Origin of the sequence: Thalassospira alkalitolerans (genome assembly GCF_002115745.1) — a bacterium.
GTDB classification, from domain to species: domain Bacteria; phylum Pseudomonadota; class Alphaproteobacteria; order Rhodospirillales; family Thalassospiraceae; genus Thalassospira; species Thalassospira alkalitolerans.
Genome location: NZ_JFKB01000001.1, coordinates 416,548 through 441,231, shown reverse-complemented (window position 1 = coordinate 441,231; position 24,684 = coordinate 416,548). Strand labels below are relative to the sequence as shown.

Annotated in this window: 22 protein-coding genes; 16 read left to right on the top strand and 6 right to left on the bottom strand. The window is 53.2% G+C overall.

What is annotated here, in order from left to right:
- The first annotated feature begins 316 nt into the window (after nucleotides 1-316).
- From TALK_RS02030 to TALK_RS01985, 10 genes are all read left to right on the top strand, one after another.
- Nucleotides 317-1,318, top strand: coding sequence for a sirohydrochlorin chelatase (locus TALK_RS02030; protein ID WP_085615307.1), 1,002 nt, complete (start codon nucleotides 317-319; stop codon nucleotides 1,316-1,318).
- Between the two features lie 35 nt (nucleotides 1,319-1,353).
- Entirely contained in the window at nucleotides 1,354-2,049 is a 696-nt protein-coding gene (locus TALK_RS02025; protein ID WP_085615305.1) for a precorrin-8X methylmutase, read from the top strand.
- Nucleotides 2,042-3,307, top strand: coding sequence for a precorrin-6y C5,15-methyltransferase (decarboxylating) subunit CbiE (gene cbiE / locus TALK_RS02020; protein ID WP_085615303.1), 1,266 nt, complete (start codon nucleotides 2,042-2,044; stop codon nucleotides 3,305-3,307). Before TALK_RS02025 ends, cbiE begins: the two co-directional genes overlap by 8 nt.
- Entirely contained in the window at nucleotides 3,304-4,068 is a 765-nt protein-coding gene (cobI, locus tag TALK_RS02015; RefSeq protein WP_085615301.1) for a precorrin-2 C(20)-methyltransferase, read from the top strand. The genes cbiE and cobI overlap by 4 nt, the downstream gene beginning before the upstream one ends.
- The gene (gene cobJ, locus TALK_RS02010; protein WP_342746129.1) at nucleotides 4,065-6,023 is read left to right on the top strand and encodes a precorrin-3B C(17)-methyltransferase; all 1,959 of its coding nucleotides are present in this window, start codon (nucleotides 4,065-4,067) and stop codon (nucleotides 6,021-6,023) included. Before cobI ends, cobJ begins: the two co-directional genes overlap by 4 nt.
- On the top strand, nucleotides 6,023-6,793 hold the full coding sequence (cobM, locus tag TALK_RS02005; protein WP_085615297.1) for a precorrin-4 C(11)-methyltransferase: 771 nt from the start codon (nucleotides 6,023-6,025) through the stop codon (nucleotides 6,791-6,793). Before cobJ ends, cobM begins: the two co-directional genes overlap by 1 nt.
- 152 nt (nucleotides 6,794-6,945) lie before the next feature.
- Nucleotides 6,946-8,349 carry a circularly permuted type 2 ATP-grasp protein gene (locus TALK_RS02000; RefSeq protein ID WP_085615295.1) on the top strand — a complete coding sequence of 468 codons (1,404 nt, stop codon included), beginning with the start codon at nucleotides 6,946-6,948 and terminating at the stop codon, nucleotides 8,347-8,349.
- A gap of 18 nt (nucleotides 8,350-8,367) precedes the next feature.
- Nucleotides 8,368-9,315 (top strand): alpha-E domain-containing protein, encoded by a 948-nt coding sequence (locus TALK_RS01995; protein ID WP_085615293.1) that lies wholly within the window; start codon nucleotides 8,368-8,370, stop codon nucleotides 9,313-9,315.
- Between the two features lies 1 nt (nucleotide 9,316).
- Nucleotides 9,317-10,135: a transglutaminase family protein gene (locus TALK_RS01990; protein ID WP_085615291.1), complete on the top strand. Its 819-nt coding sequence runs from the start codon at nucleotides 9,317-9,319 to the stop codon at nucleotides 10,133-10,135.
- A gap of 19 nt (nucleotides 10,136-10,154) precedes the next feature.
- Nucleotides 10,155-10,892, top strand: coding sequence for a proteasome-type protease (locus tag TALK_RS01985; RefSeq protein WP_085615289.1), 738 nt, complete (start codon nucleotides 10,155-10,157; stop codon nucleotides 10,890-10,892).
- 81 nt (nucleotides 10,893-10,973) lie between these two features.
- On the opposite strand, the gene TALK_RS01980 is transcribed toward TALK_RS01985, so the two are convergent.
- The 3 genes from TALK_RS01980 to TALK_RS01970 form a co-directional block, all read right to left on the bottom strand.
- A complete protein-coding gene (locus TALK_RS01980) occupies nucleotides 10,974-13,484 on the bottom strand; it encodes a plasma-membrane proton-efflux P-type ATPase (protein WP_085615287.1) in 2,511 nt (836 codons plus the stop codon).
- A gap of 371 nt (nucleotides 13,485-13,855) precedes the next feature.
- Nucleotides 13,856-14,419 (bottom strand): CHAP domain-containing protein, encoded by a 564-nt coding sequence (locus TALK_RS01975; RefSeq protein WP_085615285.1) that lies wholly within the window; start codon nucleotides 14,417-14,419, stop codon nucleotides 13,856-13,858.
- Nucleotides 14,420-14,504: 85 nt separating this feature from the next.
- Nucleotides 14,505-15,842 (bottom strand): MFS transporter, encoded by a 1,338-nt coding sequence (locus TALK_RS01970; protein ID WP_085615283.1) that lies wholly within the window; start codon nucleotides 15,840-15,842, stop codon nucleotides 14,505-14,507.
- A 333-nt stretch (nucleotides 15,843-16,175) separates the two neighbouring features.
- Here TALK_RS01970 and TALK_RS01965 point away from each other — a divergent pair, with 333 nt between their 5' ends.
- The 3 genes from TALK_RS01965 to TALK_RS01955 all read left to right on the top strand — a co-directional run bounded on the left by TALK_RS01965 (nucleotide 16,176) and on the right by TALK_RS01955 (nucleotide 19,743).
- Nucleotides 16,176-18,449 (top strand): alpha/beta fold hydrolase, encoded by a 2,274-nt coding sequence (locus tag TALK_RS01965; RefSeq protein ID WP_245829631.1) that lies wholly within the window; start codon nucleotides 16,176-16,178, stop codon nucleotides 18,447-18,449.
- 203 nt (nucleotides 18,450-18,652) lie between these two features.
- Complete coding sequence (locus TALK_RS01960; RefSeq protein WP_085615279.1) at nucleotides 18,653-19,282, top strand: GntR family transcriptional regulator; 630 nt, start codon at nucleotides 18,653-18,655, stop codon at nucleotides 19,280-19,282.
- The gene (locus TALK_RS01955) at nucleotides 19,282-19,743 is read left to right on the top strand and encodes an OsmC family protein (RefSeq protein ID WP_085615277.1); all 462 of its coding nucleotides are present in this window, start codon (nucleotides 19,282-19,284) and stop codon (nucleotides 19,741-19,743) included. Before TALK_RS01960 ends, TALK_RS01955 begins: the two co-directional genes overlap by 1 nt.
- A 61-nt stretch (nucleotides 19,744-19,804) precedes the next feature.
- Here the strand turns inward: TALK_RS01955 and TALK_RS01950 are convergent, their stop codons facing one another.
- Nucleotides 19,805-20,605, bottom strand: a complete 801-nt coding sequence (locus TALK_RS01950) for a class I SAM-dependent methyltransferase (protein WP_085615275.1) — start codon at nucleotides 20,603-20,605, stop codon at nucleotides 19,805-19,807.
- Between the two features lie 195 nt (nucleotides 20,606-20,800).
- On the opposite strand from TALK_RS01950, the gene TALK_RS01945 reads away from it, so the two are divergent.
- The 3 genes from TALK_RS01945 to TALK_RS01935 are packed head-to-tail and all read left to right on the top strand — an operon-like array spanning nucleotide 20,801 to nucleotide 23,774.
- Nucleotides 20,801-21,925 carry an ABC transporter substrate-binding protein gene (locus TALK_RS01945; RefSeq protein WP_085615273.1) on the top strand — a complete coding sequence of 375 codons (1,125 nt, stop codon included), beginning with the start codon at nucleotides 20,801-20,803 and terminating at the stop codon, nucleotides 21,923-21,925.
- A gap of 5 nt (nucleotides 21,926-21,930) precedes the next feature.
- Entirely contained in the window at nucleotides 21,931-22,992 is a 1,062-nt protein-coding gene (locus TALK_RS01940; RefSeq protein ID WP_085615271.1) for a FecCD family ABC transporter permease, read from the top strand.
- The gene (locus tag TALK_RS01935; protein WP_085615269.1) at nucleotides 22,986-23,774 is read left to right on the top strand and encodes an ABC transporter ATP-binding protein; all 789 of its coding nucleotides are present in this window, start codon (nucleotides 22,986-22,988) and stop codon (nucleotides 23,772-23,774) included. Before TALK_RS01940 ends, TALK_RS01935 begins: the two co-directional genes overlap by 7 nt.
- Before the next feature lie 97 nt (nucleotides 23,775-23,871).
- On the opposite strand, the gene TALK_RS01930 is transcribed toward TALK_RS01935, so the two are convergent.
- Nucleotides 23,872-24,159, bottom strand: coding sequence for a YciI family protein (locus tag TALK_RS01930; RefSeq protein ID WP_085615267.1), 288 nt, complete (start codon nucleotides 24,157-24,159; stop codon nucleotides 23,872-23,874).
- Between the two features lie 69 nt (nucleotides 24,160-24,228).
- Nucleotides 24,229-24,654 carry a rubrerythrin family protein gene (locus tag TALK_RS01925; RefSeq protein ID WP_085615265.1) on the bottom strand — a complete coding sequence of 142 codons (426 nt, stop codon included), beginning with the start codon at nucleotides 24,652-24,654 and terminating at the stop codon, nucleotides 24,229-24,231.
- Nucleotides 24,655-24,684: the final 30 nt, after the last annotated feature.

Sequence of the window (24,684 nt, the reverse complement as noted above, 5' to 3'; positions counted from 1 at the left end):
GATAAAACGACTTCATACTTTTTATATTTTCTTCATACCTCCCTTTGACGTACCCAAAAACAAGGAGGCGATCATAACGCCCGAACTTTTCGCAACTTCCAACGCCCCACGGCATCCCCACAACATCTGCAAATATCCATAGAACAAACCACAACAACTGGTATTTTCATATCCGCACCCCTTAGCGACCAATGTTCAATCAGCTGCAGCTTGCATTCCGCAAGCCAATCGGTGAAAACGGGGGTGGCAACGGGTACCGTAGCGGTCAACAACCGCCGCGCATAAAAACACGAGAGAGACAAAGGAGCAGCCTTTTATGTCCCCCAAAGGCGCCGTAATGATATGCGGACACGGTTCGCGTGATGAGCGCGCTGTTTCACAGTTCAACGCCATGGTTGAAACGATGAAACAGACCCATCTGGCAGATTATGATGTCGAAAGCGGCTTTCTCGAATTTGCCCAACCGATTCTACGCGATGGCTTTGAAAAGCTTAAAGCCATGGGCCACAAAAAGATCTATGCCCTTCCGGGTATGCTGTTTGCCGCGGGTCACGTCAAAAATGACCTGCCGAGCGAAGTAAACAATTTCGCCCATACAAACCCTGATATCGATGTCAAATTCGGGCGTGACCTTGCCATCGATCCCAAGCTTCTGCGGGCAAGTGCTGATCGCATCGAAGAAGCCCTTGCAAAGGTCGATGACAGCGTCCCCCTTAAAGAAACTCTTCTGATGGTTGTCGGGCGCGGCACCAATGACCCGGACGCCAATTCGAATGTCTACAAGGTTGCACGCATGCTGCAAGAAGGCCTTGGCTTTGGCCGGACCGAAATCAGCTATTCCGGGGTTGCCCATCCACGGGTCAATGCGGGCTTGCGCGAAGCCATGAAGCTTGGTTACAAACGGGTTGTCGTGTTTCCCTATTTCCTGTTTGCCGGCATTCTGATCGACCGAATTTATAGCCATACCGACGAAGTTGCCGCAGAATTCCCCGATATCGAATTTATCAAAGCCGAATATCTGCGCGACCATCCGCTGGTGCTTGAAAGCTTTGCCGAACGTCTGGCGGAAATCGATACCGGCGACAACAATATGAACTGCCAGCTGTGCAAATACCGCGAACAGATCATCGGATTTGAAGGCGATGTGGGCACCCCGCAGGTCGGTCATCATCATCATGTGATGGGGATTGGCACGGATGGGCATAACCATGGACATGACCACGGTCACCACCATCATGACCATTCACATGATCACGGGCATTCGCACAGCCATGCCCCCGATACCAAAGCTGACTCCAAGAAAGCGACCGGTTCATAACCGGTCGTCCTTCGTTACCTGCAAAAGGTGCCGCGATGTTCGACTATCTGCAAAACCCGCAGGAAATCTATCGACAAAGCTTTGCAACCATCGAAGCCGAAGCCGATCTTGACCGCTTTCCCGAAGCCTTGCGGCCCGTTGCCGTGCGGATCATTCATGCCTGTGGCATGATCGAGATTGCCGACAAAATTGCATATGGCAGTGACGTCACAAACGCCGCCATCAAAGCCCTGCAAAACGGTAAACCGATCCTGTGTGACGCAGAAATGGTCCGTCACGGCATCATTTCGCGCCTTTTGCCTGCCAATAATCCGATCCTTTGCACCCTGAATGCGAATGGTAACGCCACACGTGCCAGCCACCTTGGCACCACGCGATCCGCCGCGGCAATCGACGATTGGGACAATCATATCGAAGGCGCAATAATTGCCATCGGCAATGCGCCAACCGCTCTTTTTCATTTGCTGGAAGCCCTTTCGGTAAACCGATTGGCCAAACCGGCCCTGATCATCGGCATGCCGGTTGGTTTTGTTGGCGCGCTTGAAAGCAAGGAAGCCCTGATCACACATGCCGGGGATATTCCCTATATCACCCTGCGCGGCCGGTTTGGTGGCAGCGCTGTGACGGCGGCAACCGTTAATGCACTGGCACGGCTTGCCCATCCGGGGCAAACACCCGATGGCACCATTGACCAATCCCGGCCCCCGGCAAAGGGGATGCAAAATGAATGAACAATCGCCCATAAATGGCAAGATCACAGTGATTGGCATTGGCGAGGATGGCTATGACGGGCTGGGGAACATTGCCCGGCAAATCCTTGAATCCGCCAGCATTATTTTTGGCGGAAAACGCCATATCGCCATGTTACCCGGATCAAACATTGCCACACAAAATAGCTGGATCACACCGTTCGACGCCAATATGCCCCTGATCGAAGAATGTCTGGATCAAAACCCGGTCATTCTGGCCAGCGGTGATCCGATGTTTTTTGGCATCGGCAATACGCTGGTCAATTATTTTGGCGCCAAATCAATCACCGTCATCCCGCACCCATCAAGCATAAGTCTGGCGGCGGCACGGTTGGGATGGGCATTGGCCGATTGTGATATCATTACATTGCATGGCCGTGCTCCTGAAATCCTGCGATCGCACTTGCGCCCGCGCGGCAAGCTGATTGCGCTAAGTTCTGATGCCAGTACCCCCGCATTGGTCGCGGTCATGTTATGCGAAGCCGGTTTTGATCAAAGCCGCATGACGATTTGCGAACGGTTGGGCGGCACACAGGAACGCATCACGACCCAAACGGCAAAAACCTGGCAAGGTACCGCAACCTCGATGCCAGACGTGAAACCCATTGATCCCTTAAACCTGATCATGATCGATCTGATCGCAGGCCCCAAAGCCACGATTTTGGGTAATGGGCCTGGATTGCCCGATAATGCATTTATCCATGACGGCATGATTACCAAATCGGAAATCCGCGCCCAAACCATTGCGTCACTTACGCCTTGGCGCGATGCGATGCTTTGGGATCTGGGTGCTGGTTGCGGATCGATTTCGATTGAATGGATGCGGGCCGGTGGCCGGGCCATTGCCATTGAACGCGACGTAAAACGCTGCGATATAATCCGAAAAAATGCCATTCGTCTTGGCACCCCCGATCTGATCATTCGCCATCAGGGGATCGAAGATATCCTTGCCGAAACCCTGCCTACCGCCACATCAGAACAAGACCCCGACGCGATTTTTATCGGCGGCGGCATTACCACGCCCGGCCTTCTGGATCACTGTTGGGTGCTGCTACCACCCCATGGGCGTTTGGTAGCCAATACCGTGACGCTTGAGGGTGAAGAAGAATTATTACGGTTTTACAATAAAAACGGTGGCACGCTGTCGCGCCTGTCGGTTTCCCGGCTGGTGCCGCGCGGTAATTTTAAGGGCTGGAGCAACCTTGCCCCCGTCACCCACTATGTCGGAGTGAAAGTATGAGCAACACGGCCAATATCCCTGCCCCCGCCCTTCCGGGCCAATTGCCTGTGGCAGGAACGGCCTATGGCCTTGGCATCGGCCCGGGCGAACCCGATCTTATTACCCTAAAAGCCTATAACATATTGCAAAAGGCCGATGTTATTGCCTATCCAGCACTTGAAGACGGTGCCAGTCTGGCGCGCCAGATCATTGCCCCGCATCTTGCCGGAAACAGCCAGAACGACCGTATCGAGATCGCCATTCGCATCACCATGGGTGAACCGGCCGATCCGATTTACGACCAAGCCGCCCTTGAAATCGGTGAACATCTAAAAGCCGGCAAAAGCGTTGCCGTGCTGTGCGAAGGCGATCCGTTCTTCTATGGCAGCTTTATGTATCTGTTTGGCCGCCTTGCCGAGGCCGGGCACCCGGTACAAACCGTTCCGGGGGTTAGTTCAATGATGGCCTGTGCCGCCCAGCTTGGCGCACCGCTTGCCGCCAAAAACGACGTCTTGCAGGTTATTCCCGGCCCGCTTTCCGAAGATCGTCTGAGGGCACAGCTTGGCAACACCGACGCCGCCGCCATCATCAAGCTTGGCCGCCATTTTCCCAAGGTCCGCAAGGTGATCGAAGAACTTGGCCTGACCGACCGGGCGCGCTACATCGAACGCGCGACGCTTGAAACCCAGAAAATGATCCCGCTGGGGGATCTGCCGATTGATGCCACGGCCCCTTATTTTTCGATGATCCTGATCCACCGTCGCGGAGACGCATGGCGATGACCACCCAAGATATTCCTGCTTCCGAAAACACCAACCCGATCCTGCCAACCGGCCCGATTGCCCCGATTGCGGTCATCTGCCTGACCCAACGCGCCCTTCCAACCGCCAAACGCATTGCCGCAAGCCTGCAAGGTGCATCCGTTCATGGATTGCGTACACGCGTTTCCACAAGCGATGTCGATGTGGCCTTCGACAACACCATTACGCATTTGCAACAAACATTTTCCGCCGATCATGTGATTATCGGCGTTTGTGCATCGGGCATTTTAATCCGGGCGCTTGCCCCGCTTTTGGCCGGAAAATGGCAAGACGCGGCTGTGATCGCCGTGGACGAAGCAGGCAGCATGTTTATCCCGCTTTTGGGCGGCCATCATGGTGGCAACCGATTGGTCCGTGATTTGGCCGAACGGCTGGGCGGGCAGGCCGCAATCACCACGCCGGGCGATGCCATGCTGGGTCTGGCGTTTGATGAACCGCCAGTCGGCTGGCATCTTGCCAATCCGGATGCGGTCAAACCGGCCACCGCCGCCCTTTTGGCCGGTGAAATCGCAAGATTTGAAATCGAGGCCGGATCAGCCGCCTGGTTGACCAACAGCAATATCGAGCGCAGTGACAATGGCAAGGTGCGCATATGCGCAACGCCAAAAGCAATTGTCAAAAATACCGCCGAAACCGGCATCCCTGAAATTATCTATCATCCGCCGGTCATCAGCCTTGGCGTCGGATGCGAACGCCATTGCGAACCCGACGAATTGATCAAACTGGCAACCGATACCCTTGCGGCAAATGATCTAAGCCCGCACAGCGTTTCCTGTGTAGTGTCGATTGACCTTAAATCCGACGAGGCCGCCGTTCATGCCTTGGCAAGCCACCTTGGCGTTCCGGCCCGGTTTTATGACGCCGCAACGCTGGAGGCCGAGGCACCTCGTCTTGCCAATCCGTCCGATATTGTGTTTGCCGAAACCGGCTGTCACGGCGTCGCAGAAGGTGCGGCATTGGCTGCGGCGGGCCCGAATGGCACCTTGGTCGTTTCGAAAAAGAAATCAAAACGGGCGACTTGCGCCATCGGGCTTTCAACGGACGATATTAAACCATCCAATATCGGCTGTTCCCAAGGGCGTCTGTCGATTGTCGGTATTGGCCCGGGTCAGCCCGGCTGGCGCAGCCCCGAGGCCAGCAGCCTGATTTCGCGCGCGACCGATATTGTCGGCTATCAAATGTATCTGGATCTTCTCGGCCCGCTGATCGATGGCAAATCTTGCCATCATTCTGATCTTGGTGCCGAGGAAGCCCGCGCGCGACACGCGCTGGAACTTGCCGCAACCGGCAAGGATGTCGCCCTGATCGGATCGGGTGATGCCGGAATTTATGCCTTGGCAACTTTGGTCTTTGAATTGCTGGACCGCGAAGATCGTTCGGATTGGAACCGGGTTGCCATTCAGGTATCACCGGGCATTTCAGCGCTTCAGGCAGCGGCATCGCGGATTGGCGCGCCATTGGGCCATGATTTTTGTGCGATTTCACTATCTGATCTTTTGACCCCGCGCGACGATATCCTGCGTCGCCTGAAAGCCGCGGCTGAAGGCGATTTTGTCATTGCTTTCTATAATCCGGTTTCCAAACGCCGCCGCGACCTTTTGGCGCAAGCCCGCGACATATTGCTTGATCATCGCGGACCGGAAACGCCCGTGGTGCTTGGCCGTCAACTTGGCCGCCCGGACGAGAAAATAACAATCGTTCCGCTTTCGAAACTTGAAGTTGATATGGTCGACATGCTGACCACTGTTCTGGTCGGATCAAGCAATAGCCGCCATATCACACGCGGCGAAAACAATTGGGTTTATACCCCGCGCGGCTATGAAAAAAAGGGCCCGGATGCGGCCAATGCACCGGTCCACAGCAGTGGATCTGATGCAAATGCATCCTATGCCCCCAAAAACGATAAGGCAAACTGATGACCGTTCATTTTATTGGTGCCGGTCCCGGCGCCCCGGACCTGATTACCGTTCGTGGCCTTAAACTGATCGAAAAATGCCCGGTCTGCCTGTATGCCGGGTCACTGGTACCCGAAGAAATCGTCAAATCCGCGCCAAAAGATGCGCGTGTTATCGACACTGCATCAATGAATTTGGATGAAATCCTGGCCGAGATCGAAACCGCGCACGCCAAGGGCCAAGACGTTGCACGCGTTCATTCCGGTGATCCGTCGATTTATGGCGCAATCGCCGAACAAATCCGCCGACTGGATGATCTTGGCATCCCCTTCAATATCACGCCGGGTGTTTCGGCCTATGCCGCCACTGCGGCAGAACTGGGTGCGGAACTGACGCTGCCCGATATTTCCCAAACCGTGATCCTGACCCGGACGACCATGCGATCATCCGCCATGCCCGACGGCGAAAGTCTGGCCGAACTTGGCCGGGCGCGTGCAACCCTTGCTGTGCATCTGTCGGTGAATAATCTGGTTAATGTGGTTCGTGATCTTGTGCCCCATTACGGCGAAGATTGCCCGGTTGTCGTCGCCTATCGCGTGACCTGGCCCGACCAGCAATTCATTCATGGGACCCTTGGGGATATCCGCGCCAAGGTAAAAGGCAGCGGCATTACCCGTACCGCCCTGATCATGGTCGGCGAGGTCTTTGGACGTAAGGATTTCACCGATTCCCGGCTTTATGCCGCCGATCATCACCATGTTTTGCGGCCCAAGAAGCCCGCCGAATTGTAAAACGCCCGTTTTTTGCACAATCGGCCAAACAGCCAAGTTCATTTTTTCGGCAAAGGTCAATTTTGCCGAAAAAAGAACCATTTCAACCGTGAACACCCTTGACCGCACCCCTGACACTCGCCTTAATCAAAGGACAAACAAGGGGAGTGTGCATGTTCAACGAAATGATGATGAACGATGAAGTACGCGAACCTTATCGCGCATTGGTTGATTGGATGGAGGCCAGCGGGCCGGAAGTCCTTCAGCAAAAGCGACTGGAAGCAGAAACACTCTTTCGCAAAATCGGTATCACCTTCTCGGTCTATGGCGAAGGTGGCGATCCAGAGCGACTGATCCCGTTCGACCTTATTCCACGTATTTTCACAGCCAACGAATGGCGAAAGATAGAGCGCGGCGTCAAACAACGCGCCCGTGCGCTAAATACGTTCCTGTACGACGTCTATCACAATGCAGAAATCATCAAGGCCGGGATCGTTCCAGCCGATCTGGTGTTCAGGAATGCCGCCTTTGAACCGGCCATGATTGGCATTGACCCACCGCGCAAGGTTTATAGCCATATCGTTGGTGTTGATGTCGTGCGCGTTGGTCCCGATGATTTCTATGTCCTGGAAGACAACTGCCGCACGCCATCGGGGGTTTCCTATATGCTGGAAAACCGCGAAATCATGATGCGGATGTTCCCGGAACTGTTTTCGAAATTACGGATCGAACCGGTCGAAAGCTATCCGGATATGCTGCACAAGACGCTTAAAAGCATCGCACCCCGAAAATGCGACCGCGAACCTAATATCGTGGTTCTGACACCCGGTGCGATGAACAGTGCCTATTACGAACATTCCTTCCTTGCCGACCAGATGGGTGTCGAACTTGTCGAAGGTCAGGATCTGTTTGTATCCGAAGGCCGCGTCTTTATGCGCACAACACAGGGCCCGGCACGGGTTGATGTGATTTATCGCCGCATCGATGATGCCTATATTGATCCGCTATGTTTCCGACCAGACTCGGTTTTGGGCGTTCCCGGCCTGATGAATGTCTATCGTTCTGGCGGGGTTGCGATCTGTTCGGCACCGGGTGCCGGGGTTGCCGATGACAAGGCGATCTACACCTATGTGCCTGACATGATCCGGTTCTATCTGGGTCAGGAACCGATCCTGAACAATGTGCCAACCTGGAAATGCGCCAACCCGGATGACCTGAAATATGTTCTGGAAAACCTTGGTGATCTTGTAGTCAAGGAAGTCCACGGTTCGGGTGGCTATGGCATGTTGGTCGGCCCGGCATCAACCAAGGAAGAACAGGCAACCTATGCCGAACGCATCAAGGCCGATCCGAATGATTTTATTGCCCAGCCAACGCTGGCACTTTCGGCCTGCCCGACCTTTGTCGAAAGCGGCGTTGCCCCGCGTCATGTCGATTTCAGGCCATTCTGCCTTGTCGGCGACGATATTCGCCTGACACCCGGTGGCCTAACCCGCGTTGCGATGCGCGAAGGGTCGCTGGTTGTGAACTCGTCGCAGGGCGGCGGAGTCAAGGATACCTGGATCATGGCGGATTAGGAAAAGGGAGGTCACAACATGCTTAGTCGTACCGCTGACAACCTTTTCTGGTTGTCCCGTTATGTAGAACGGGCCGAAAACATGGCCCGATTGATGGAAATGGGCTATCGCATGGCCCTGATGCCGTCCGCCGGTGATGGTAACCGGTCAGAATGGGCGTCTGTATTATCGGCTTCTGGCTGTGCACAAGGGTATGATCCCGAAATGCCCCTGCGTCAGGCCGAAGTGACGGATTACCTGATATTTAACCGCGACAATTCGTCATCAATTCTGAATTGCTTTGAAAACGCGCGCGCAAATGCGCGTGCAATGCGTACCGCCATCACCGCTGAGATGTGGGAAGCATTGAACAATGCACTGATGGAACTGCGTCGTACCCCGATGCATAATCTGGCGAAAACCGATTTGCCGGAATTCATTGATTGGGTCAAACGTCAGGGTGCCTTGTTCCGCGGGGCAACCGATTCAACAATCCTGCGCGATGACGGATATGATTTCATTCGTCTGGGCACCTTTATCGAACGCGCTGATAATACGGCCCGTCTGCTGGATGTGAAATATTACGTCCTTTTGCCGGAAACCAGCATGGTTGGCGATGGGGTCGATAACTATCAATGGACAACCGTGTTGCGCGCCGCATCTTCGCTGCGGGCCTTTCATTGGGTCTATCGCGATGATTATTCCCCCTATCGCATCGCACATTTCCTGATCCTGAACCCCTTCAGTCCACGATCATTGGCCCATTGCGTCGAACAGATCACTAATCATCTGGAACACTTAGCCCGTCATTATGGCAAACGCGGAGCAGTGCACAGTCAGGCGGTTGAAATCTATTCGCTTCTGACGCAAAGCCAGATGGAGGAAATCTTTGCTCAAGGGTTGCATGAATTCCTGTCCGACTTCCTGATGCGAAGTCAGAGCCTGTCATCGGCAATTGCCGAAACCTATTATTTCGGGGGACAATAATATGCGCCTTGTTGTCGAACACCGAACTCATTATCGCTTTGCGCCCGCTGCACGCTATATCGTGCAAAGCCTGAAACTGACCCCGTCGCAATTTGACGGCCAAAAAGTCATCAACTGGTCGATCACGGCCGAGGGCTGTGTGATCAATTCCGAATTTATCGATGGCAATGGCGACACCATCAGCACATTAACCGCCACAGGCCCGGTTGATTCCGTTGATGTTGTCGTAACCGGCGAGATCGAAACCAGCGATACCACTGGCGTTTTGCGCGGGCACAAAGAACGGGCGTTTCCGGCTGTTTTCCTGCGATCCACACCGGTCACAAAATCAAGTGCCGCCATTCGCAAACTCGCCGCCAAGATCGAAAAGAAAACCAGCCCGGATAACCTTTTGGAACGGGCGCATGAAATTTCAACTGCCGTTTCAAAGGCCATTGAATACGCACCCGGTGCCACGCATGTCCACACCACGGCTGCCGATGCGCTGGCCGATGGCAAGGGTGTCTGTCAGGACCATACGCATGTGATGCTTTCGATCGCACGCCATCTGGGCATTCCGGCACGTTATGTTTCCGGTTATCTATTTGCCGATTCAGATGGCCTGGCACACGAGGCATCCCACGCTTGGGCCGAGCTTTATTTGCCCGAACTTGGCTGGGTCGGCTTTGATCCGGCAAACAATTGTTGCCCGACAGAATATTATATCCGGCTGGGGTCTGGACTTGACGCCCAGATCGCCACACCTATACGGGGCGTACATACTGGTGGTGCAAACGAAGATTTGAATGTAACAGTCATCGTTGCGCAATCCCAACAATAGCCGGATTCGAGAATCGAAGATGACATACTGCGTAGGCTTAATGCTTGATGAAGGGATGGTATTCCTTTCAGACACCCGAACCAATGCCGGGCTCGATAACATTTCGCGCTATCGCAAGATGTTTACCTGGGACGTCCCCGGGGAACGCGCCATTGTCGCTTTGAGCGCAGGGAACCTTGCCATCACCCAGGCCGTGATGAGCACCCTGCAAGAAGCGATTGACGACCCGGAAACAAAGCCGGGCGACTGTGTGCTTAGCGCACCAAGCATGTTCCGTGTTGCGGAACTGATGGGCGAAGCCATGCAAAGAGTGCAGCACAAATATCATGACACGCTTGAACAGCGCAAAGAAAGCAGCTCAGCGTCAATCATGGTCGGCGGGCAACGCAAGGGCGGGGCACAGCGCCTGTTTTTAATTTATGCGGCGGGCAACTTTATAGAAGCGACCGAAGACACGCCTTATTTGCAGATCGGCGAACACAAATACGGAAAACCGATCCTCGATCGTGTGATCACGCCAGAAACCCCGATTGCCGATGGCGTAAAGGCAGCCTTGCTATCGATGGATTCGACCCTGCGTTCGAACCTGTCAGTGGGCATGCCACTTGATCTTGCGGTTCTGCCCGAAGGATCATGCAACTTTTCCGAACATCGCCGGATTGAAGCCGAAGATCCCGCTTTTCGCGCACTTTCAGAAGCCTGGTCACAGGCACTGCGCGAAGCATTCGCCGACATGCCCGACGAAAAGAACGCTTAGAGTCAGAACCTAAGACCAACCAAGACACAAACCCTAAGATGACAAGAACGGGGCAGCATCACATGCTGCCCCGTTTCATTGTTATTTCCGCAACCGGTTCCCGCGAAGCCGACGGCGATGCAACCATCCCTCGACACGGGCCAGATGCCCGGCCTGCGTGGGATGATCATGGGTCAAAAGCCTGTAAACCCAGACCTTGATGCACCCCGCAACAAAGAACCACCCCAACGCATAACCCCACACAATCAATGCATGGTACCAGCCAATTGGTGGCACAAACCAACCATAAACGGCCGCAAGCGTCCCGATCACCTGTGTTGTCTCTGTCGCGACAAACAGCTTCCAGCTTGGATAGGGTTTCTGCCAGAAATATCCTTTGTGACGGGTCAGATAAATCGTCAGATGCCCGGCCACCAAAAGCTTAAGAAACACCAACGCCTGAACTTCATGAGGCGGCAAATGCAGCCAGACATCAGCCACCCATAACACACCAAAAGACGACACCACCCCGATACCACCCAGCAAGCAGGCCATCGTCAGGGTATTGGCCATATTCCAGCGCACCGGGCGCGGCGCAACATCGGCATTATCATAGGCGATCATCATGATCGGAAAATCATTCAGCAACGCCAGCAACACGATCATCACCGCCGTCACGGGATAGAAATTGAACACCAGGATCGAGATCGTCATAAACAGCAAAACCCGGATCGTTTCCGAAATACGGAACGTCGCATAGCTGTTCATGCGCCCGAAAATACGCCGCGATTCTTCGATGGCCGACGTAATCACCGAAATACCGGGTGCTGTCAGGACAAGATCCGCTGCTGCACGTGCAGCATCCGTCGCATTCGACACGGCGATACCGATATCAGCCTGCTTTAACGCCGGGGCATCGTTCACACCATCACCGGTCATGCCAACGATATGGCCACGGTCCTGTAATTCACGCACAATCGCATATTTATGCTGGGGAAAAACGCGGGCAAACCCATCAGCCTGCTCAATCGCCTGCGAATTGCGCGGACGATCATCTTCATCGAAAACCTCGTCAGCGGGTAAAATATTTTGACCCAAGCCAAGCTGCCCGGCGATTTCACGGCCAATGGCCTCGTGATCCCCGGTAATCATGCGGACATCGACACCTTTGGCGCGCAATTCGGCAATTGTCGCGGCTGCGTCCTCGCGCGGGGGGTCAAACAAGGACAGCAAACCAATGAATTGCCATTTACCTGCTTGATCTGTTTGCGCAACAGCAAGCGCGCGAAAGCCACGCTTTGCCATTTCGTCAATTGCCTTCATCACCGATGCATATTCGGTCAGGCTGGTAATGTCCTTGCCTTCGCCGTTTAGCAGCAATGAAAGGATCGCCTGCGGCGCGCCCTTGGCCACCTGAAACTTTAATCCGTCATGAGCAATGATTGCCTCTGCCCGTTTACGAACCGGGTCAAATTGCCGAAATGAAACAACGTCATACCCCACAAGGGCATCCGTGTTGCCAAGGGATGCATAAATCGCTAAATCAATAGGGTCATGGCTGTCGGCTTCGGAAGCCAGTGCTGCCATCCGCAAAATATCGTCTTGCGAGGCCCCGCCGATAAGAACAGGTGCCCCCACGGTCAAACGATTTTGGGTCAGCGTTCCGGTCTTGTCCGAACACAGAATGTCCATACCGGCCATTTCTTCGATCGAGACAAGGCGCGATACGATTGCCTTCATTTTGGCCAGTTTTTCGGCGCCCACGGCCATCGTCACCGACAAAACCGTTGGCAGCGCAACCGGAATGGCCGCGACCGCAAGAATCAATGCAAAAAGAAGCGATTCCGTGATCGGATCACCACGATACAGTGCAACCGTCATGATCAGTGCGATCAATCCAATCGTCACCAAAATCAGGAAATTACCAATGCGCAGCACGGCACGCTGGAAATGCGATGCCTTGCCCGCCGTCTGCACCAAGCGCGCTGTCTTGCCAAGATAGGTCGCCATACCGGTTGCGGTCACGATCGCATCCATCTGCCCCTGACGGGCAATTGAACCGGAATAGGCAATGTCTCCGACCTTTTTATCAAGCGCAAGCGACTCGCCTGTCAGGGCAGATTGATCAACACGCAAATATTCCCCGGAAATCAGCCGCACATCCGCAGGAATAATATCGCCAAGTTTCAAACGGATAATATCCCCCGGCACCAGACCGGATGCCGGAATATCCCCCCATGTGGCATCACGGCGAACACGTGCTTCGGGTGCCAACCGCTGTCTTAGCGCTGCAATCGCATTGCCGGCCTTGTATTCCTGCCAAAATCCAACCGCGACATTCAAAAACAACATGACCAAAATGATCGCAAAATCCGACCAATGCTGCACCGCAGCGGATAATATGGCCGCAATCTCGATCATCCAGGGGATCGGCCCCCAGAAAAAACCCGCAAGTTTCCGCCATACGCTGGTTTCATTTTCCGGCAATCGGTTTTCGCCAAATTCAACAATCCGCTTTTCGGCTTCTTGTGCTGACAAACCTTGCTGCGGATCTGTTTGCAAACGATCTGGATTAACCGGCACGTCATCCACAGCAGTCTTTTGATCAAACATTGGCGTCGCTCACTTTGGGAAGGATAAAAAAGTTCTAATACCTACCGCACTGCACAACATTGAGACGCATCAATGTTTATCGACAATTCCGCGTTTGCTAATTATCTATAAAATCATGAAAACCGGCAAAGGCAACGGTCACCGCCAAGGCCAATTCGTACTTTACGGGGAAAAGTGCCTGACCACGCCAAACCCCGAACAAGATAGCGACACAACCCTGTTCGCAGCACTTGGCCCCATCACGGCCACCTGACAAAATCTTTGGAAATCTAGTGCTGCCAAATAGTGCGTTTTGTCTGCATAGACAAATTGACGAAGGCCGCCAACTTGCGTGCCTTCACCAGGTTTTCATGGAAACAATATCGGGAAATTCAGTTGGCTTCGGCCGTTTCGCGGGGCTGATAGATAAAGCCATGCGCAGGGTAAACCCGGCCAAACGTCCCAATGGTGTTCATCATCCGGACTTGGGACCAGTCATTGTTTGGCGATACATCGACAACTGGCTGGCGGTAATGCACCTTACCACGTGTCCGTGAATTGCTGCCCCAATTGGCATGATTGACCATGATCCGGCGACTGTCGAGGATGGCCGATACCACGGCGACATGGCCATATTTCAAACGCGATGTTTTCTTAAGCGTCAAAACCGCCCCAACTTCTGGCTGCTTGCCACGTTGATAAGCGTTTTTCGCCTGCCCCCACCATGTCCATGCATCACCATAAATCGCGATCCCGGAAACGGCACGGGCATAAGGGACACATTGCAGAAATTCGTCTGTCGGGGCGAAGGGAATTAACCGCGATGATGGCAGGCTAATATTCGTAACCGTCGAAACTTGATCATTTCCAAGGCTGGCATTGGGTTTTGGGGTACTTGCCGATGCAAAACATCCAGACAAAAGCACACAAAGTCCGATGACGAAAGCCAACCGCATGCGAAGTTCCCCCAAAAGGCATGATCAGGCACCCTAACCCGACGAGTTTTAAACAAGCGTTTACAAAGCGCCCTGAAAAACACGATCAATTAGACGTTTCTGTGGCAGGCTTCACATCCATTGCACCAATTCGACGTAATCGCCAAAGTCCGGTAATCGCCGCACACAGGATCAAAACCCCCGATCCACATGCGGTATATTGAATTTTCCCGACCTCGGATATTGCGCCCAACATGGTCCCGCCCAATGCAATTCCGCCAAAGGTTGTCGCACTCCAAAAACTCATGACGCGCCCGCGCAACTTATTATCCACAGTCAATTGCAAGGCCGTCTGCGACCCGACCCCGACTGCGGTCAGGCCAAAACCCGTCACCGCAACCAGAACCACCGCCAGTTCGTACCAAGGGGCAAAGCCAAGCCCCACCATGCCACATCCCGCAGCAAAGGCGCCGATGATCGATATCCGTTGAAAATGGGCCGGATCGGATTTGACACGCGATAACATAAAGGCCGAGGCCACCGCACCAACACCACTTGCCGATGCCAACATGCCAAGCCCGGTGACACCGCGATCATAGACCGCCTCGGCAAACACCGGCAGCAGTTCGACCATGCCCGTACCGACCAATGCCACAAAACATGACAGAGCCAGAACCGAGCGGATCACCCGATGGTGAATGGCATAATTTGCACCATCGACAAGAGCTGCGAAAACCCGCCTGCTTTTGGCATCTGGTGCCCGTTCAACATGAATGCGCACCGTCGCCAAGACAAAAATCATCGGAATATAGGTTAGCGCATTGATCATAAAAGCCGCACCCGTGCCCCATGTGGCAATGACAACACTGCCCACCGCCGGGCCGACCAAACGGGAAATATTGAAATTCATCGCGGCATAGGTCAATGCGCGGCTCATGAATTCGCGCGGGACAATAACCGGCACCAGCGAAAGCCGTATTGGCGTCATCGCACTGCCCAGTACCCCATTGACCCCGGCCAGAACCAACATCCAAAACAAATTGATTTGCCCGGCAATCGACAACCCCATCAACAAGAACGCTGTTGCTGTCATCATCAGGTTAAGCACCACCGCCGTTCGACGCAGATCAACCCGATCCGCCATAACACCAAATATCGGCCCCAATAAAAAAGCAGGGGCAAAATTAAGGGCTGCAATCAACCCGGTCCAAAATGCCGACCCGGTCAATGTCCACGCCAACCAGGACATCGCAATTTTTTGAATCCACAGCCCTTGGGTGGTGATGCATTGCCCAATCAGAAACAGAACAAAATTGCGATCCCGAAAAATGGATTTGGATATATCGGACGTATCCGGCATTGCAGATGGCGTACTTTCAGGCGAGTTATTACGGTCTTCTGGCGTTTCGGGGACCGGTGGGCACACAGGATTTCCAATTCTCATGATGGGGCGGGATCATGTTGTTCCGGGGGGCCATGCATGGGCGGATGGACCACTGATTTGCAAACAGCCGTAATTTGAAAGGCACAGCCGATTATAGAGATACACAAAAAGACGTGCCACAGATTGTTCGCCACAAACGTGCAACCGGCCTTCCAAAATCCAGTCTAGCACCACATATTTATCAACAACGAAACAACCGCATTCAATCATAACGCCAACTAATACGGCACATATGCCTTTGAGGCACCGTCACCCATGCATCAGAATTTTCGAGAAATCGAACGCGAAAAATTTGCGATCCGAACTCAGACCTGCGAATGGACGATAAGGGCCATGAGCGCATTACGCGCCAAAGTCCATATCAACATCAAGATGCATGGCGACCGTGATCATCTGTCCCAGGGCGACATTTTCATGTTCAACCATTTCGCCCGGTTTGAAACCTTTATTCCGCAATATCTGATTGCGCTTGAAACCGGGGTGTTTTGCCGGTCCATCGCGTCGGGCGAATTCTTTGCCGAGGACAGCACCTTTTCGCGCTATCTTCGTGCGCTTGGCGGTGTGCCCAACGATTATGAACGCCTGTTGCCATTTCTGGCCGAGGAAATTTTACGGGGCGGCAAAGTCGTCGTTTTCCCCGAAGGCGGCATGGTCAAAGACCGTCGCGTTCTTGAAGCCGAACGTCCCCATCCCAAACGCCCCGATTACAGTATCTATTCCCGAAGTGCGGATCAACGTCGCGCCCATCACACCGGTGCCGCCCTGTTGGGGTTATGCATTGACGGCTTTAAGGTTGGGCTTTCGATGTTGCTTGATAAAGGCCACCACGACGAACTTGATCGTTGGGCCACGGCCATCGATACCACACCTGAAAAACTCAAGATCGCCATTGCAAAACCAACCCTGATGTTCCCGGCCAATATTACCTTCCACCCCTTACGCGTTGATCAAAACCTTTTGGCACGCGGGGCGGATCTGTTTGCCGGCGGGCTTAGCCCCAAGGTTGCCGAAGAACTGATTGTTGAAAGCAATTTGCTGTTTCGTCAGACCGATATGGATATCCGCCTTGGCAAGCCGGTTGACCCACGCCGACAATATAACTGGATTGATCGGCGCATGCTGGCCCATCGCATACAAACGGCGACCTGTATCGATGACCTGTTCCGTCCGACCAAAACACTGAAAAGAATTCCAGATCGCATCACACAATATGCCATCAACCGTCATATTCGTCCGCTTCGTGATCATTGCATGTCGGTGATGTATTCCAATCTGACCCTAAACGTCAGCCATTTGGCATCCAGACTGATCATGATGTGGCTTGCCGATGGTGTCACCGAAGTCGACATCGCCCATTTTGACCGGACCCTTTATCTGGCCATCAAAAACGTCCAGCAGGCCGAAGAAATCCATCTACATCGTGGCATGCGTAACCCGGCCGATTACGTCGGCATCTTTGATCTGAAATGCCCGCAAATTCGCGAATATATTGATGCTGCGGTACGGCTTGGACTGATTGCGCGGTCCGAAGGCAAATATTGTTTCCTGCCAAAACTGCAACAAGAAGCCACCTTTGACCAAATTCGCATGGATAACCCGATCATGGTCTATGCCAATGAAATGGCTCCGATCCATACGGCATGGACCGCATTGGAAAAGGCGCGTGGCGACATCGATCACCTGACCCCGCGCGATTTCGCCAAACGCCGGTTTGACGATGAAATCCGGGCATGGCAATGGAACCGCGCGAAATATCAAAAACCGAAATATGCCGCGATCAACCAACAAGAAACCGCCACCGCCGACAGCCGCCCTTATTTGCTGCTGCCCAATGGAAGCGACCATTTCACCACTGGTGTTCTCGTCGTTCATGGTTTCTTGGCATCCCCGGCTGAACTTCGCACCCTTGGTGATCGTCTTGCCGCAAAAAATTACGCCGTTCTGGGGGTTCGCCTTGCCGGGCATGGTACATCCCCCCATGAATTACAAAAGCGCCCATGGACAGACTGGCTTGCATCGGTACGACACAGTTATGAAATCCTGTCGGCGTTTTGCGACAATGTCATTATTGTCGGCTTTTCAACCGGCGGGGCGTTATCGGCCATTCTGGCCGCCGATCAGCCCGAAAAGCTTGCCGGGCTTGTGATGGCATCGACGCCGCTTAAATTCCGCAACCGCAACCTTATGTTTGTGCCGTTGCTTTATGGCGCCAACAAATTGATGGGGTGGGTGCCCTCGGCACAGGAACGGCTTAGCTTCCGGCTAAATGAATCGGAACATCCCGAAATCAATTACCGCAACATTCCAATTGGCGGTCTTCATAACCTGCGTCAGGCGGTTTCCGAAATGCGCGACCGCCTGCCTGATATTGCCTGTCCAACCCTGATCTTGCAGGGTGATAACGATCAGGTTGTCGACCCGGCCAGCGCCACCCTGATCAAACGCCATGCCACCAATTGCAGCGATATCGACATCCAAATCCTGAATTCTGATCGCCACGGCATATTAAACGAAGATATCGATGGTGCCATTGACCGGGTGATCGATTTTGTTATCAAAACCGCCCCCACCAATGCCGCCCTGATACAGACCATTCCCGCCGAATAAACGAAACAAACCAGCCAAGATCAAACCCGATACCTGCCATCACCAGCCCCCCAAAACTTGGCCATAGAAGGTCATCGGTATGAACACACATCATGGATGCCCCCAAAACCAATCCTGAACCAATACAGAACGAAACCATATCGCCGCGTTGTCACACCCTGTCTTTGCTTGACTCCTAGCTGCTTTTTCCTAACTTTGGATCCATGGATACAAATAAAATTACTAAAATCCTTCAGGATGAAATCGAAACTGGCATCCTTGGCCCCGGCATAGTCCTTAAACAGGAAATGCTGGCCGAACGATTTGGTGTTAGCCGCCAACCCATACGCCAGGTATTGGAACGACTTCTGACCCATGGACTTCTGACCAAACGATCTGATCGCAGTTTGGCGGTTAATGGCCTAAGTGCCAAGGAAGTCCGAAATTTATCGCAGATTCGGATCTCGCTAGAAGCAATGGCGCTTAGCCTTGCGATCCCGCATTTGGTCCCGCGCGATTTGCGCAAGGCGCGCCGCCTGAACGAAGACCTGCAAGAAGAAGATAGCCCGTCAACCATCGAAGAACTTGATATTGCGTTTCACCAAACCCTGTATGCGCCGTGCAACAATCCCCGTCTGGTGCAGATGATTATGGATTTGCGCCGCGAAGCCCGGCGGTCCTACTACCGTCAGCCCAAAGGTTCCTGGTCGCGCGCCGCATTTTACAAAGAACACGAAGCCCTTTTGAACGCCTGTGCCGATGGTAATGTCGAACACGCAGTTTCGATCCTTATGACCCATATCGGAATCACATCAGGCAACCTTGTCCAAGCCAACGACATGGGAGAACCGTAATGAGCCGTTTTAGCGCAGAAGTCACATGGAAGCGCGACGGTGCCACCTTTACCGATCGCCGTTACAGCCGCGGTCACATCTGGCGTTTTGATGGTGGTGCCGAAGTCCCCGCCTCCGCATCGCCCCATGTCGTACCGCTGCCCTATTCGATTGAAGAAAATGTCGATCCTGAAGAAGCCTATGTCGCCGCACTTTCAAGCTGCCATATGCTGTTCTTTCTTGATTTTGCATCCCGCAAGAAATTTGTCGTCGACAGCTATGTTGATAGCGCAAATGGTGTGATGGAAAAGCAAGATGGCAAAACCCTCGTCACCCGGGTCGAACTATGCCCAAAGGTCACATATACCGGCACAGCGCCTTCGCCCAAGGTCGAAGCCGAGTTACACCACGCAGCACATGACGCCTGCTTTCTTGCCAATTCGGTCAAAACCGACATCAGTATCAAGCTCGCCCAGATATAAATAAATGGCCGATCACGATACCGGTCTTCAGATCCCGTTGATTTGGTGATTTACCGCCAGTTTATGGCTTGATCGCACAGATGGCATAACGATGCTGTGCCCCGCGTTCCAACCCCTTGGCAAGGCCAAGATGCTTTGACTGGGCACGATGAATTTGCCGCATGTTAAAATCAGTCGTTACCGGATCAAACCCGGCGGATTTCAACATTTCACAAACCGCATCGGCCCGGGCACCCTGGGAAAAATGCACGCGCGCCAGAATATCCCGATGGGTTTTAATCTGCGGCGTTTCATCAATCACACGCTTTAATCCGATGGCGTGTAAAAGGTTGGCCATCGTCTTGTTCAGCGTACTCATCCAGGTCGGTGAAACGAAATCCCCATCAACAATCAAAAGCTTGCCACCGGGTTTTAGAACCCGCAACCATTCGGCAAAGGCCATGGCGGGATCAACCAGCGTCCAAACCAGATGGCGGGTCACAATCACGTCGTAACTATCATCATCTTCAAACGTATTTTCGGCATCCCCTAAAAGAAACCGAATATTTGACTGGCGTAATTTCGACTTGTCCCGCGCCTTGGCCAGCATCGCTTCCGACCAATCAAGGCCGGTTACGTCAAAGCCCAGATCATGCAGCAAATGGCTGATAACGCCGGTTCCGCTGGCAAGATCAAGCGCGCGTCTAACCGTTCCATCACCAAGCACCCCATCGCCCAGATGACGGCGAAACAAATCGTGCCAAGCCAAACGTTCCTGATCGGAAAAAATTTCGTGCCCTGGTTGATCATCAAAGGTCACGGCCCGCATCGACCAATATTCCCTGATCTCGTCGCGCAGATTGAAATTGCCTGATTGCGTCATTTTGGTCCAGTCACCCCTGATATCCCGACACGGTCACTATGAATTACATATTAAGGTGCAAACCCGCCCAACCCAACCGATACCGGCACGGATATCCATCAACCTGAAAATTATGCAATAAATGCAAAAAAGATTGATTTGCATTCTCAATAAATGATAATGCCGCCGTCAGGCAATCCTAAAAAAGGTACGGGGATGAAAATTTTTGGCGCTATTGCTGCCGTTGCATTCATGGTCGCGGGGACCGTTCATGCCGCAGAAACCATCAAAATCACGGATGTTACGGGCCGTCAGATCAACGTCAAAGTTCCAGCTGAAAAACTTATCCTTGGCGAAGGCCGCCTGATTTATGGTCTTGCGACGCTTGATAGCGCAGATCCGTTCAAACGAGTCGTTGGTTGGCGCGATGACCTGAAAAAGGCCGACCCACAGGGTTATGGCCTTTACGCCGCCAAATATCCGGCGATTGACAGCCTGCCGACCTTTGGCGGTATCAAGGACGGCACATTTGATATCGAACAGGCAATATCGCTTAACCCCGATGTCGTTGTGATGAACCTTGAATCCAAGGGTGCTACCGAAGACGCCAGCCTTGATAAAAAACTCGCCGCGGTTGGCATTCCGCTGATCTATATCGACTTCCGCGAATCACCGATGAAGAATACCGAAACCAGCATGCGTATTCTGGGTCAGTTAACCGGTCTGCAAGCACGCGCCGAAGAATTCATCAAATTCCGTGCCGACCATATCAAGCTGATTACCGATCGCCTGGCCAAGGCAGACCCGAAAAAACCTGATGTCTTTATCGAACGTGCTGCGGGTTATTCCGATGAATGCTGCATGTCGTTTGGCAACGAAAATTTCGGGAAAATGGTTGAATTTGCCGGTGGCAAAAACATTGCCGCCGATATCATTCCGGGCACCTTTGGCACAATCAATCCGGAACAGGTTGTTGCAAGCGATCCAGACCAGTTTGTTGGCACCGGCGGTGATTGGGAAGCATATGCACCCGGTATGGGCTGGGTGCCTGTTGGCCCGGGTGCCGATATGAAAGAAGCCAAACGCAAATTGATCGGCCTAACGGAACGCCCAGCATTTCAGGATATCAAAGCCACCAAAAACCACAATATCCACGTGGTTTGGCATCAGTTCTATAACAGCCCCTATCAGTTCGTCGTGATCGAACAGATGGCCAAATGGTTCCACCCGGACCTGTTTGCCGATATCGATCCGGAAAGCTCGTTCCGCGAACTGCATGAACGTTTCCTGCCGATTGATTATCAGCCGGGCTACTTCATTTCCATCGACGATCAGAACTGATTTCCATGACCGTTGAACAAACCAAAAACCTGACCGGGAGCGCGCATTACAAAGCGCGCTCCTTGCGTCGTATCCTGATCCTAAGCGGCATGACAATTGCCCTGTTCCTGTCCTTTGCCGTCGATCTGGCAACCGGGCCGGCCAATTATCCGCTTCGTGATGTGATCTTTGCCCTGTTGAACCCATCCGATGTTAGCGACCAATTGCGCGTTGTGATTTGGGAAATCCGCATGCCGGTTGCCCTGATGGCACTGACCGTTGGTGCAGCCCTTTCAACGGCGGGCGCACAGATGCAGACCATTCTTGCCAATCCGCTGGCCAGCCCGTTTACACTGGGCATTTCCGCCGCAGCAGGGTTTGGCGCGGCAATGGCGCTGGTTCTTGGGGTTGCGATCCTGCCAGCTTTTGTTGAATTCATCATTCCGATCAATGCATTTATCATGGCGATGGCAACCGCCCTGATCATTCATTTTTTCAGCCGCATGCGCGGTGTAACGGTTGAAACCATTGTTCTGCTTGGCATTGCGCTGGTGTTTACCTTCAATGCGCTGCTGGCTTTGCTGCAATATCTTGCCAGCGAACAGGCACTGGCCGCTGTTGTCTTCTGGACAATGGGCAGTCTGGTCAAAGCGACCTGGTCAAAAGTCGCCATTACCGCCATTGCCGTCGCCATTGCCCTACCACTTTTCACCCGACAGGCATGGGCACTGACCGCCCTTCGTCTTGGCGATGCCAAGGCCGAAAGCTTTGGAGTAAATGTCCAGTCACTGCGCCTTAAGACCATGTTGCTCGTCAGTCTTCTGGCGGCAATTCCGGTATCGTTTGTCGGCACCATCGGCTTTATTGGTCTGGTCGGGCCGCATATTGCGCGTATGCTGGTCGGCGAAGATCAACGTTTCTTCCTGCCGGCCTCGGTGCTGTGTGGAGCTTTGATCCTGTCGGCAACATCCGTGCTGAGCAAACTGATCATTCCCGGTGCGATCCTTCCGATTGGTGTGATTACCGCACTTGTCGGTGTGCCGTTCTTTTTCTCGCTGATTTTCGCAAGCAGGAGGAAATCTTGGTAACACTTCGGCTTGAAGACCTTGGGACGCGCTATGGCCGTACCTATGTGGTTTCCGGTGTCACCACCCCTGTTCTGACCGGTGGCGGGTTAACCGCTGTGATCGGCCCGAATGCGGCCGGTAAATCAAGCCTGTTCAAGCGCATCGCCGGTCTTGCCAAGGGCACAGGCCAGGTCCATGTCGAAACACAGGATTATAACCGCAATACGATCTGCTATATGCCACAGGATACAGGGTCAAATGCGGTTCTGTCGGTTTATGAATCGGTAATTTTGGCGGCCAAACAAGGATCGTCGCTTCGCGTTCGGGCCGATGAACTGACCCGGATCGATGATATTCTGGCGGCCCTTCGCATATCCGACCTTGCGGCGCGTAATCTTGGCGAGCTTAGCGGCGGTCAACGCCAATTGGTTGCAATCGCCCAAACACTAATTCGCGATCCAAAAATTCTTCTGATGGATGAACCGACCTCGGCCCTTGATCTGCATCGCCAGATGGAGGTCCTGACCTTCATGCGCAATATTGCCCAAAACCGAAAGATGATCGTCCTGATTGCCATTCACGATCTCAACCATGCCCTGCATTATTGTGATCATGCCTTGGCAATTGCCAACGGCAAAATGGTGACATTCGGACGCAGCGAAGACGTCATCAATCGTGATCTTTTACGCGATGTTTATCAGGTCGATGGCGAGGTTGAACACAACTCGCTCGGGCAACGTCATATCGTGCTGCGCGGCACGGTCACCGGCAGCAAAGATACAAACCTGATGGCTGCCCAGTAAAGCTGACCATCCGGCCCGGAAATATAGATATCTTTTCCGGATTCTGTTTGGTTTGACGGCCAATCTGGAACCTTGGGCTTTAACCCCAGATTTTGGCCTATATCCCGGCCATACGTTCAAAGCCGTTTGCTGTCATGCTCGGTTCGAATTCTGTGATGACATAATCGGCAAGATCATGACGATGGAAAGGATCGCCTTTCAAGGTTTCTTGCAATCGATCACGATCACCACCAGCCATGATAATCCCGCCGTCGCGCGGTATCTTGCGCCCTGACACAATAAAGACACCACTGGCATATCCGGCCTTTAACCATTCAACATGTTCGGCCAAATGAGCATCGATCTGATCAAGCGGCACCTTGTAGGTCAGTGAAACAATAAACATGCACTTTTCCTGTATCGGGAATGTGGCAAAGACACCGCCAAAACACCAGGACCGCAAAATGCGGATGCATTATCGGGAATTGCCAAATTCGTTAAGCGCACGTTCCATCCGGCTTGCATGTGCCGCTTCGACGCGTGCAAGGCTTTCAAACCAATCAGCGATGTCGTCAAAACCTTCTTCACGTGCCGCGCGCGCCATTTCTGGATACCGGTTTTCGGCCTCGTTTTTTTCATCGATCAATGCTGCTTCAAGATTAAGGCGCGTGGTTCCGATGGATTGGCCTGTCGCCGGATCCCCAACCTGTTCAAGAAATTCAAGATGCCCGAAAGCATGACCTGTTTCGGCTTCGGCGGCCGCCCGGAACATTTCGGCGACCTCTGTGTAACCTTCAATATCCGCCTGCTGTGCGAAATAAAGATAACGGCGATTGGTCTGCGCCTCGGCCGCGAATGCCGCGCGAAGATGTTGCTCGGTACGTGTTCCCTTAAGCACCATTATGGGCTTCCTTTTTTTCATTCTGGTCTA

Coding starts and splice junctions, on each gene's coding strand:
- TALK_RS01960 (WP_085615279.1), top strand. CDS start 18,653: ATGGATACAAATAAAATTACTAAAATCCTTCAGGATGAAATCGAAACT.
- TALK_RS01975 (WP_085615285.1), bottom strand. CDS start 14,419: ATGCGGTTGGCTTTCGTCATCGGACTTTGTGTGCTTTTGTCTGGATGT.
- TALK_RS01985 (WP_085615289.1), top strand. CDS start 10,155: ATGACATACTGCGTAGGCTTAATGCTTGATGAAGGGATGGTATTCCTT.
- TALK_RS02025 (WP_085615305.1), top strand. CDS start 1,354: ATGTTCGACTATCTGCAAAACCCGCAGGAAATCTATCGACAAAGCTTT.
- cbiE (WP_085615303.1), top strand. CDS start 2,042: ATGAATGAACAATCGCCCATAAATGGCAAGATCACAGTGATTGGCATT.
- TALK_RS01955 (WP_085615277.1), top strand. CDS start 19,282: ATGAGCCGTTTTAGCGCAGAAGTCACATGGAAGCGCGACGGTGCCACC.
- TALK_RS01945 (WP_085615273.1), top strand. CDS start 20,801: ATGAAAATTTTTGGCGCTATTGCTGCCGTTGCATTCATGGTCGCGGGG.
- TALK_RS01965 (WP_245829631.1), top strand. CDS start 16,176: ATGAGCGCATTACGCGCCAAAGTCCATATCAACATCAAGATGCATGGC.
- TALK_RS02000 (WP_085615295.1), top strand. CDS start 6,946: ATGTTCAACGAAATGATGATGAACGATGAAGTACGCGAACCTTATCGC.
- TALK_RS01940 (WP_085615271.1), top strand. CDS start 21,931: ATGACCGTTGAACAAACCAAAAACCTGACCGGGAGCGCGCATTACAAA.
- TALK_RS01980 (WP_085615287.1), bottom strand. CDS start 13,484: ATGTTTGATCAAAAGACTGCTGTGGATGACGTGCCGGTTAATCCAGAT.
- cobJ (WP_342746129.1), top strand. CDS start 4,065: ATGACCACCCAAGATATTCCTGCTTCCGAAAACACCAACCCGATCCTG.
- TALK_RS02030 (WP_085615307.1), top strand. CDS start 317: ATGTCCCCCAAAGGCGCCGTAATGATATGCGGACACGGTTCGCGTGAT.
- cobI (WP_085615301.1), top strand. CDS start 3,304: ATGAGCAACACGGCCAATATCCCTGCCCCCGCCCTTCCGGGCCAATTG.
- TALK_RS01925 (WP_085615265.1), bottom strand. CDS start 24,654: ATGGTGCTTAAGGGAACACGTACCGAGCAACATCTTCGCGCGGCATTC.
- TALK_RS01930 (WP_085615267.1), bottom strand. CDS start 24,159: ATGTTTATTGTTTCACTGACCTACAAGGTGCCGCTTGATCAGATCGAT.
- TALK_RS01970 (WP_085615283.1), bottom strand. CDS start 15,842: ATGAGAATTGGAAATCCTGTGTGCCCACCGGTCCCCGAAACGCCAGAA.
- TALK_RS01990 (WP_085615291.1), top strand. CDS start 9,317: ATGCGCCTTGTTGTCGAACACCGAACTCATTATCGCTTTGCGCCCGCT.
- cobM (WP_085615297.1), top strand. CDS start 6,023: ATGACCGTTCATTTTATTGGTGCCGGTCCCGGCGCCCCGGACCTGATT.
- TALK_RS01995 (WP_085615293.1), top strand. CDS start 8,368: ATGCTTAGTCGTACCGCTGACAACCTTTTCTGGTTGTCCCGTTATGTA.
- TALK_RS01950 (WP_085615275.1), bottom strand. CDS start 20,605: ATGACGCAATCAGGCAATTTCAATCTGCGCGACGAGATCAGGGAATAT.